A 9,388-nucleotide genomic window follows, 5' to 3' on the forward strand; every position below is an offset into this window, starting at 1 on the left:
GTGTTCCTGCATAAATGTTCAGTCGTACATTTAATGGCAGTCGGCGGTCTTTGCAACTCGGCCGTTCAGCGGGCAGAGCGTTTGCGCGGCGGCTGGCGCAGGCACGGCATTGCTGCGTGTTCCTGCCCGAGAAGCGGCCGCTGCGCCGTGCCGCGAATCGCGGCGAGATACGTTGCCCGTCCTCGCCGCAGGCTTTGCCCGATCGGCATGCCGCTCAGGTGGGCGCGCGGCCGTGCAAGCGCTGCAAACCGCAGCGCTTGCCGCTATCGCAGTGCGCCCTGCATGCGTTTCACTTCGGCGTACCCAGCCCGCCGATATTGACCATCACCCGCAAGCCGATCACCAGCGCGTTGTCCGGCGCGCGGCGTGCGGCGGTATTGCCGAGGATGTCGGGATTGACGATGTACTGCACGTTCGGGACCAGGGACAGCGGCAACTGCGCGACGCGGTAGCTGTAGTTGAGTTCGAAGATGGTTTCGTTGCGCGAGATGTCCGGCGCCGCGCCGCGCTTGCGCAGCAGGTCGTTCATGTAGCCCTGCTGGTCGGCGCTGAAGCGGTAGTAGTTCGCGACGATGCCGAATCCGTCGCCCGGCCGCGATGCGAACGGGCCGGCGTAGTACAGGCCGGCGGTGACCTGCAGGTCGTACACCTGGCGCGAATCCAAAGGCGCGGCGATGTTGCCGAATGCGACCAGCATGCGCTTGCCGGCCATGCCCTGCGGCCGGTAGAGCGCGCGTTCGCCCATCACGTAGGTGCCCCAGCGGCCGCCGTCGTACATGCGCGCCTGCCCGCCGACCAGGCCGCGCAATCCGCCGCTGCGGTTGTAGCGCAGGTCGCTGTAGTCGGCCGAGTTGTACCAGACGCCGGCCACGTAGCGCGGCGCACCTCGGCCGAGCGCGGGGTCGGGCTCGTAGCCGACCTCCATGGTGCCGAGCACGCCGCTGCTGTCGGCGGTGCTCCAGTCCAGGCCGTGGTTGTTCTTGCGTTGCGGATTGAGTTCGAACGCGCCCACCGAGACGTAGGTCGCGCCGGGTTTGTAGCGCAGCTTCGCGCCCCAGTTGACGTAGGGAAAGCCGACGAAGCCGCCATCGGCCTGGCTCAGCTGGAACGGGCAATCCGATGCGCCGACGAAGCGGCAACCGTAGCGGCTGCGCGCGAATTGCCAGGTGGTGTTCATGCGTCCGGCGACGAGTTGCCAGCGGCCATCGGCGAACACCTGTTCCCAGGTCAGCTGCGCCAGTTGCGCCTGTTGTTGCGGGTACCAGTAGCCCTGCACCTTGACCGTATTGCCGATCTGGCGCTGCGACAGGCTGTCGCCGTAGTACCAGGCGCCGGTGGCGTGCAGCGTGGCGCCGGGAATGCCGAACAGACGCTGCAGGTCCAGGTCGGCGCCGGCGACCACGCCGCCGGCATTGCGATCGCCGCGCGACAGACCGCCATCGGCATTGCGCGCGTAGTCGTTGGACCAGACGAAACGCGGCGCGATGCCGTGTTCGTCCAGCCATCGATCGGTGTCGGCGGCCATGGCGGTGGCGGGCAGCGCGGCGGCGGCCAGCAACGAGACAAAAGAAAGAGTTCGGGACATGGGACGCTCCACGGACGAGGCGAGGCACTCGCTGGACGCGCGCAGTAGGTGTGCGGCGTCGCGGCAGTGCGCGAAGGGGAGACACCTTCCGGTCGTGGAGCCGCAGGACAGCGTTGCGTCCGTCGGCGACGGACACGGCATGTGCGCAGAGCTGTGGGGGGACCGGCAAAACACGCGGTGACGAACACATTGCGCTGCGCCGATGCGCGCGCCATCGGCGCAGCGGATGGGCCGCGCAACCGCGCGGCCCATCGAGCTGGATCGGACCGGTCGGCTCAGGCCACCTTGCCGAGGCCGGCGGCGGCCATCGCGTCGGCGATTTCCTTGTCGGCGCCTTCGGCCAGCGGCAGCAGCGGCGAACGCACCGTGGCGTGATCGAGCAGGCCGCGCGCGGCCAGCGCCCACTTCAGCGCGACCGAACCTTCCATGTGCGAGCCGCGGTGATAGACGCTCTTGGTCACCGGCAGCAGGCGGTCGTGCAGTGCGCGCGCCTTGGCGTAGTCCTTGGCCTTGCCGGCGGCGATCATCTCGATCAGCGGTTCCGGTGCGATGCAGCCGTAGCCCACCAACGCACCGTCCACATCGAACATGGTGTGCAGCAGGTATTCGTCGTGGCAGGTCAGCACCGGCACGTTCGGGCGCTCCTTGCGGAACACCGGAATCTCGGTGTCCCAGCGCTTCATGTTGCGCACGCCGTTCTTCATCGCGATCACGCCCGGCAGCGCGGCGATCTCCAGCAGCGTGTCCAGGTTGTAGGTGGCCTTGGTCACGTCCGGGTACTGGAACAGGATCATCGGCAGGCCGCTGGCTTCGTGGATGGCCTTGTAGCGGTCCTGCGGCGCGCCCTTCTGGTAGCCGAAGCGCAGCCAGCCGTGCGAGGGATAGATCAGGCCCGCCGATGCGCCGGCGGCGACCGCGCGCTTTGCTTCGTCGGCCGCCACGCGGGTGCCTTCCAGGGTGATGCCGGCGATGATCGGAATGCGCGCGTCGACGGCATCGCGGAACGCCTCGATCACCTTGGCCTGCTCGTCGCGCTCCAGGAAGGTGCCTTCGCCGGCGTGGCCGAGCACGGTCAGGCCCTTGACGCCGTCGATGCCGCCCAGCCACTTGCCGATGCGCTTGATCGCGGGATAGTCGACGGCGCCGTCGCGGGTGAACGGGGTGACGGGCGCGGGAACCAGGCCTTTCAGGTCGATGTTGCTCATGTTGTTTTCCTTTTCTTCGGGTCAACGGGGGATGGAGTCGAACGCGAGGCTCGACGTGGGGTGGTGCGAATCGAAGGCGTGCGGCGGATTGCGCAGCCGCGGCCGGCGCCGGACTCAGGGCGAGAGTTCTTCCAGCGATTTGCCCTTGGTTTCCAGCGCGCACAGCAGCGTCACCGCCGCGCCGGCCAGCAGCACCGCGGCGAAGGCGACGAACACGTAGCGCAGGCCGATGCCGGCGATGACCGCGCCGACCACCAGCGGGCCGCTGGCCGAACCCAGGCGCAGCCAGGCGCTGCCCAGGCCGGTGCCGATGGCGCGGATGCGGGTGGGATAGAGCTCGGCCGAATACAGGTACAGCGAGAAGGTGATGGTCTGCACCGCGGCATAGCCCAGCGCGGCGAACACCAGCACCTGCAGTGCCGAGGTGCCGCCCAGCATCGCCAGCGCCAGCAGCGGGACGCTACCGACAGCGAAGGCGACGACGTACCAGCGCTTGCGCCCGACCTTGTCGATCGACAGTGCGCACACCACCGCGGCGGCGACGCCGGCCAGCGAGGTGAGGAAGCCGTAGGCGATGCTCTGCTGCAAGGACAGCCCGAAATGCTGGCGGTACAGCGTCGGCAACCAGGTGATGAGGCCGTTGGCCACCAGGTAGGAGCAGAACCACAGGCACCAGATCACCAGCGTGCGCTTGAGATAGACGCTGCCGAACAGTTCGCGCCAGTCCGAGCGCTGCGCCTTGGGCAGCGCGTTGCGGTCGAACACGGGCGCCGGCAACGGGCCGTGGCGGCGCTCGGCGCTGCGCTCCAGTTCGGACACGATCGCATCGGCCTTGTCGTAGCGGCCCTTTGACGCCAGCCAGCGCGGCGACTCGAACATGAAGAAACGCAACGGGATCATGATCGCCGCGGGCACCAGCCCGACCATGAACATCGCCTTCCAGCCGTAGGCCGGCACCAGGAAGTAGCCGATGCCGCCGGCGGCGACCAGGCCCAGCAGGAACATCACTTCGTACAACAGGAAGAAGCGGCCACGCTTCTTCGAGCCGATCAGTTCGTTGATGTAGGCGCTGGCCACCGGCACTTCGCCGCCGGTGCCGATGCCCTGGATGAAGCGGAACGCCATCATTGCCGCCGCGCCGCCGGCGAACAGGCAGGCGACGTCCATCGATACGAACAGCAGGATGGTGAACAGCAGTACGTGCAGGCGGCCGATGCGCTCGGCCAGCCAGCCGAAGAACACCGAGCCGAGCAACTGTCCCAGGTAGCCGGCCGACAGGATCATGCCGATCTGCGCCGGCGACAGGTTCCATTCCTTTGCCAGCACCGGCATCGCGTAGGCGATGGCGATCACCGTGTAGCCGTCGAAGAAGGTGGCGGCGCCGACGATGTTGCGCGCCCACCAGACCTGGCGGGTGATGGGCAGGCGTTCGAGCCGGGCGCCGATTTCGGCCTGCGCCTCGGCGGGCGGCAGCGAACGGGCGGTGGCGGCGTTGGCGGTGGTGGTGGTGGTGGTGGGCATGAGCATCGTTGCTGCCTCTCGCAGGACAAGAAGAACCCGGCGCGGGCGCCGGAGCGTCCACGAAGCGGTCGGATTGCAGGGGACCGGGCGGGCGCCCGGACGGTCAGGTGCTGGGTGCGGTCACGGCGACGCTCCCGCTGGCCTGGATCGCGAAGGCGATGTCCTTGGCCGCGAGCAGGGTGGGTTGCAGGGCGGTGTCGAGCAGTTCGTCGTGGCTGGTGCGCACCGACGGCGCGGCGACGCTGATCGCGCCGAGCGGATAGTCGTCGGCATCCAGCACCGGCACCGCCAGCACGCGCAATCCCTCGGTCAGCATCGAATCGAGGATCACGTAGTTGTCGCGGCGGATGCGCTCGAAGGTGGCGAGCATGGCGGCGATCTCCGGTGCGTGCGGCGCGTGCACGTTCACCCCGGTCACCCGCGTCACTTCCGCCGGCGACAGATGCGCGAGCATGGCCAGGCCGATCGCGGTGCGGGTGCTGGGCACGGTGGTGCCGATGCGGATGTCCACGCCCAGGCGGGTGATGCCGGCACGCACCCGCTCGATGTAGAGCACGGCGGGACCCTGCAACACCGCGAAGCTGGCCGCTTCGTTGACGTCGCTGACCAGTGCGCGCAGCAACGGCCGCACCACGCTGCGCAGGTCGCGGCGGGCGATAGCGTGGAAGCCGAGGTCGAGCACTTTCAGGGTCAGGCGGAAGCGGCGGCTTTCCGGAAGGCGGTTCACGTAGCCCAGTTCGACCAGCGTGTTGAGCATGCGGAAGGTGGTTCCCGGATCCAGCTTGGCCAGTGCCGCGATCTGGCTCAGCGACAGTTCCTCGTGCTCGGAGGAAAACGCTTCGAGCACCCGGAACCCCTTCGCCAGCGATTGCACGGTGCTGCGCAGCTTCTTGTCCGCCGCGTCGCCGCTGTCGTCGGAGGCGACGTCCAGCACGCCTGGGGAGATGGTCTTGGTCATCGGCTTTCCTGGTGGCTGTCGTGCGTGGCCAGCTTGCCGAACCGGCGGGCTGATGTCGCTTGACAAGTAGGTTTCGGATTGCGAAAATTATTTCGAAAGTACATGGCAAGGTTCCGCCAGGCGCAGTCGCTGCGTCAAGTTGCGGCGCAGCATGCGTGGAAGCGCGGCATTGGCCGCGGGTGCGGGTGGTGGCGCCGGGTGCGATCGCGCGGCGCGCGACGATGGTGGTCAAGGCCATTCCGCTGACGATCGGCGCCATGCCCGATCGAGCGGGTTCGCCATGCCGTGTTGGCGCCGATCCTCCGCCGATCGCTCCATCCTTCGACCGATGCATGGTTGGACTGCGGAGCGCTGTGTAGACGGAAGCTTCCGCGATCCACAGCGCAAGCCGTGCTAACAGACAAGCCTGCGCGGCGCCGATAGCGTGGCGTGCATGGCCCGAGCGAACCGTCAGCCGCCGCAACCACCTGCGCAGAAATGGTGGCAGACGCTGTCGTTCAAACGCGCCGCCGCCGAGGTGTCGGCGGTGCTGGTGCTGGTCGGCGGCACTTACGGATGCGTGCAGTACGTGGAGGTCAAGCCGCTGGAGCGGCGTTTGGCCGAAGCGCAGGCCGCCGCGTGCAAGCCGGCGCCCAGTTCGCCCTCGATCGAATTCAGCCTGCTGCCGGGCGACAGCCGCGTCCTTTGGGACGGCGCGCTGACGGTGACCAATGCGACGCGCGGCGAGGATGGCGCGAAGACGCGGTTGCGGGCGACGCCGCGCCAGGGTGCATCAGTCGAGCGCGCAGGGCTGTCGCCGGGCGATGGCTTCGATGTGCCGATTGCCGGACAGGGCAGCTATCGGGTCTATCTGAAACGCAGCACGGCCGATTTCATCGAGGTGTCCGTGCTGCATCGGCGTTGAAGCGCAGCCCGCGACGTCGCCGTCGCTGCCTCACTGCGCGGTTGCGGTCTCGACGATGGCGCCGTTCTCGTACACGCTCAGCTGGCGCACGCTTGCGTCGGTTGCCGGCGCGAATACGAAGCGCAGGTCGCGTTCCTCGGCGAAGAAGCGCGTCGGCGATTCGGCGCGCAAGGTGACGACCAACGCGCCGGCAGTGAGCTTCAGGTGGTCGCCTTCCACCGCAACGAGGATGTCGCCGACCTTCTTGCCGAGATAGGTGCCGGCGTAGCCGGCCAGGATGTCGGGCGCCAAGGTCAGGTGCGTGGCGGGCGGCACGTACGCCACCGCACCGTGCGCATAGCTGTAGATGCGGCGCATGCGCCAGTGGCCATCGACCGCTTGCCAGAGATTGGTGAACTCGGCCTGGCCGTCCAGGTGTTCGGGCGTGCCGTCGCGCTGTACGTAGAAGCGGTGCGTGCCCGACAGCAGCGCGAAGCCGCCGGCCAGCGGATGGAACTGCAGGCTGTCGGCCACGGCTTCGCGGCGCAGGTGCATCGCCGGATCGGCGCAGGGGCCGTTGCGCAAGGATTTCAGTACCGCGGGTCTGGTCGCGGTGAGGCCGGTCTTGTCGTGGTAGAACTCCACGTCGTCGGTGAGCAGTTCGCCCATCGCGCGCATGTCGCAGGCGTTGTAGGCCTGCCAGTAGCGCGCATCGGCGGCGCGTACCGCCGCTGCGTCGTCGTCGGCCGCGGCCGCGGCGCCGCTCAGGCTCAGCAGTACGCACAGGACAAGGTGGCGAAAGCGCATGGCGGGCTCCTGCAGCAGGACCGCGATTGCAGCGCACTTCCGCGCCGGTGGCGCGTGCAGTAGGTCATGTGCACGAATGGAGCGGCAAGGCCGGCGCGCGCGGCTCACGCGTTCGCAAGCGCGTGAAGGATGCGTATGGGACGCAATCGTCGCATACTGGTCGCGCAGGGGTGCGCGGGGAGGAGCGGTTGGCGGTGCTGATGCGGGGAGATGGGATATTCAACCGGTTGTTGCATGGCCCGGCTAGATGGTTGCGTGCCGTGCCGGTCGCCGATCCGGTGGATCTGCGCAATGCGCCGATGTTCCAGGTGGTGTTGCTGCTTTTCGGGACCTTGCCCGTCGCCGCGTGGTTGTATCGCGCGATCGCGGTGCCGGTTGCGTGGCGCCCCGGCGAACTGACCAGCCTGGGGTTGAGCGCGCTGTTCAGCGCGGTCGCGCTGCTGGGCGTGGTGCTGATCCGTTTCGGTCGTTTCCGCTGGGCCGCCCACCAGACGCTGTGCGTGTTCGCGATCTCGGTCGTGGCGAGCTACGCCGCCAGCGGCTTCGGTGGACAACGCTTCGAGCAACCGGTGCTGGTGGTGCCGATGGCGATCGCCGCGCTGGCGGTGGGGCGGCCGGCGTTGTGGATGATGTTCGCCGTCGTCGCGCTGTCGTTCGCGCTCGGAACGAACCTGGACCTGAGCAATGGCGAGCCGCAGGACGTCATCGGCGATGCGCTCATCAGTGGCGTCATCTTCCTGCTGATCGCGGTGGTACTGGACCGCACGTCGGCCGCGTTGCGGCAGAGCCTGCGCGATGCGCAGGCGCGCGCCGAGCAACTCGGCATCGCGCACGCCACTCTGCAGCGCGAAGTGGCCGAACGGCAACGGGTCGAAGAGCAACTGGTGAACGCGAAGAAGGTGGAAGCGGTAGCGCGACTCGCCTCCGGCCTCAACCATGATTTCAACCATCTGCTGAGCCTGGTGCTGGGCTACGTGCGCCAGGGACGCCGCGCCAGCGATGCGCAGGCGATCGGTGCGGCGTTCGATGGCGTCGAGTCGGCGGCCAGGCGCGCCACCGCGGTCAGCGCGAAATTGCTCAGCTTCAGCCGCCAGGACGAGACCCAGGCCGAGGCGCTCGATCTCGGCGAACTGGTGGCGACGCTGCAGCCGCTGTTGAAGCAGGCGCTCAAGCCCGGAATCGCGCTCGATGTCCAGGTGCCGCCCGGGTTGCAGGTGCATTTCGACCGGCATCAGCTGGAGCTGATCCTGCTCAACCTGGTCGCCAATGCCGACGATGCGATGGAGCATGGCGGCACGGTGACCTTGCAGGGCCGGCGCGTGGGCAGCGAAGCCTGGCTGCAGTGCCGCGATACCGGCCCGGGCATTCCCGCCGATCTGCACGACAGGATCTTCGAACCGTTCTTCACCACCAAGCCGGTCGGCCAAGGCACCGGGCTGGGCTTGGCGATGGCGAACGGGCTGATGCAGCGGCATGGCGCGCGGATCTGGATCGATGCAGAGACCGGCACCGGCGCCGCGTTCGTGCTGAGCTTCCCGCACGAGCATGCGCAGCCGCCTGCGCTGGCTGGCGCGAATGGCGGGGAGGGCTAGCCGCGTGGCCTGCGCGCGCTACCTGGCGTACGCCGCGCGCGTGCCGTCGCCTTCTGCGAGCGGCCGGCGATGACTGCGTCGCAGGGTCTGGTGCTGGACGGTGTGCGGATCGCGGTGGTCGAGGACGACGCCGAACTGTGCGCGATCATCGTCGATGAGCTGCGCCACGAGGGCGCGCAGGTGCTCGGCTTCGGCAGCGCCGAACTGCTGTACCGGCATCTGCTCGGCCATATCTGCGATCTGGTGGTGCTGGATGTCGGGCTGCCGGGCGAAGACGGCTATTCGGTGGCGCGCTATCTGCGGCAGATCGCGCCGCAGGCGGGCATCGTGATGCTCACCGGCCGCGGCGCCAACACCGACATGACCCGCGGCTTGCTGCAAGGCGCGGATATCTACCTGGTCAAGCCGCTGGATGTGGAACTGCTGATCGCCGCACTGGCCAATCTGCGCCGGCGCCTGCAGCCCGCCACGCCGCCGGAGGCGGTGCCGGCGCAGGAATGGCGCCTGAGCGACGACGGCTGGACGCTATCCTCACCGGCGCAGCGCACGCTGGCGCTGACCGAGGCCGAACGCGGCCTGCTCAAGGCGCTGTTCGCGCAACGCGGCGCGCCGGTCGATCGCGACACGCTGATCGCGGCGGTCACCGACGCGCCGTGGGATTTCGATCCGCACCGCCTGGAGGTGCTGGTGCATCGCCTGCGCGCACGGGTGACCGCGGCCACCGCGGCGACGCTGCCGCTGCGTGCGGTGCGCGGGCAGGGCTATCTGCTGGGCGACAACGCCTAGTCTTCGCAGCCTCCGCATCGGTATCGGCATCGCACGCGAAGCCGCTGCCAC

8 protein-coding genes are annotated in these 9,388 nt (G+C 68.4%); 3 read left to right on the plus strand and 5 right to left on the minus strand.

Going from position 1 to position 9,388, the window contains the following annotated elements; all coding sequences use genetic code 11:
- Positions 1-289 precede the first annotated feature (289 nt).
- The 4 genes from HEP73_RS03360 to HEP73_RS03375 form a co-directional block, all read right to left on the minus strand.
- Positions 290-1,585 (minus strand): carbohydrate porin, encoded by a 1,296-nt coding sequence (locus HEP73_RS03360; RefSeq protein ID WP_185822119.1) that lies wholly within the window; start codon positions 1,583-1,585, stop codon positions 290-292.
- A 275-nt stretch (positions 1,586-1,860) separates the two neighbouring features.
- Positions 1,861-2,790: a dihydrodipicolinate synthase family protein gene (locus tag HEP73_RS03365; protein WP_185822120.1), complete on the minus strand. Its 930-nt coding sequence runs from the start codon at positions 2,788-2,790 to the stop codon at positions 1,861-1,863.
- Between the two features lie 114 nt (positions 2,791-2,904).
- The gene (locus HEP73_RS03370) at positions 2,905-4,311 is read right to left on the minus strand and encodes an MFS transporter (RefSeq protein ID WP_185822121.1); all 1,407 of its coding nucleotides are present in this window, start codon (positions 4,309-4,311) and stop codon (positions 2,905-2,907) included.
- Positions 4,312-4,414: 103 nt separating this feature from the next.
- Positions 4,415-5,269 (minus strand): IclR family transcriptional regulator, encoded by an 855-nt coding sequence (locus HEP73_RS03375; RefSeq protein WP_185822122.1) that lies wholly within the window; start codon positions 5,267-5,269, stop codon positions 4,415-4,417.
- Between the two features lie 433 nt (positions 5,270-5,702).
- Between HEP73_RS03375 and HEP73_RS03380 the strand changes: the two genes are divergently transcribed.
- Positions 5,703-6,173 carry a hypothetical protein gene (locus tag HEP73_RS03380; protein ID WP_185823274.1) on the plus strand — a complete coding sequence of 157 codons (471 nt, stop codon included), beginning with the start codon at positions 5,703-5,705 and terminating at the stop codon, positions 6,171-6,173.
- Between the two features lie 30 nt (positions 6,174-6,203).
- Here the strand turns inward: HEP73_RS03380 and HEP73_RS03385 are convergent, their stop codons facing one another.
- A complete protein-coding gene (locus HEP73_RS03385; protein ID WP_185822123.1) occupies positions 6,204-6,959 on the minus strand; it encodes a nuclear transport factor 2 family protein in 756 nt (251 codons plus the stop codon).
- A 260-nt stretch (positions 6,960-7,219) separates the two neighbouring features.
- Between HEP73_RS03385 and HEP73_RS03390 the strand changes: the two genes are divergently transcribed.
- Together HEP73_RS03390 and HEP73_RS03395 are read left to right on the plus strand one after the other, a co-directional pair.
- Entirely contained in the window at positions 7,220-8,551 is a 1,332-nt protein-coding gene (locus HEP73_RS03390; protein WP_185822124.1) for a sensor histidine kinase, read from the plus strand.
- A 69-nt stretch (positions 8,552-8,620) separates the two neighbouring features.
- Positions 8,621-9,337: a response regulator transcription factor gene (locus HEP73_RS03395; protein WP_185822125.1), complete on the plus strand. Its 717-nt coding sequence runs from the start codon at positions 8,621-8,623 to the stop codon at positions 9,335-9,337.
- Positions 9,338-9,388 lie beyond the last annotated feature (51 nt).

The sequence above is a fragment of the Xanthomonas sp. GW genome, assembly GCF_014236815.1.
GTDB lineage: Bacteria > Pseudomonadota > Gammaproteobacteria > Xanthomonadales > Xanthomonadaceae > Xanthomonas_A.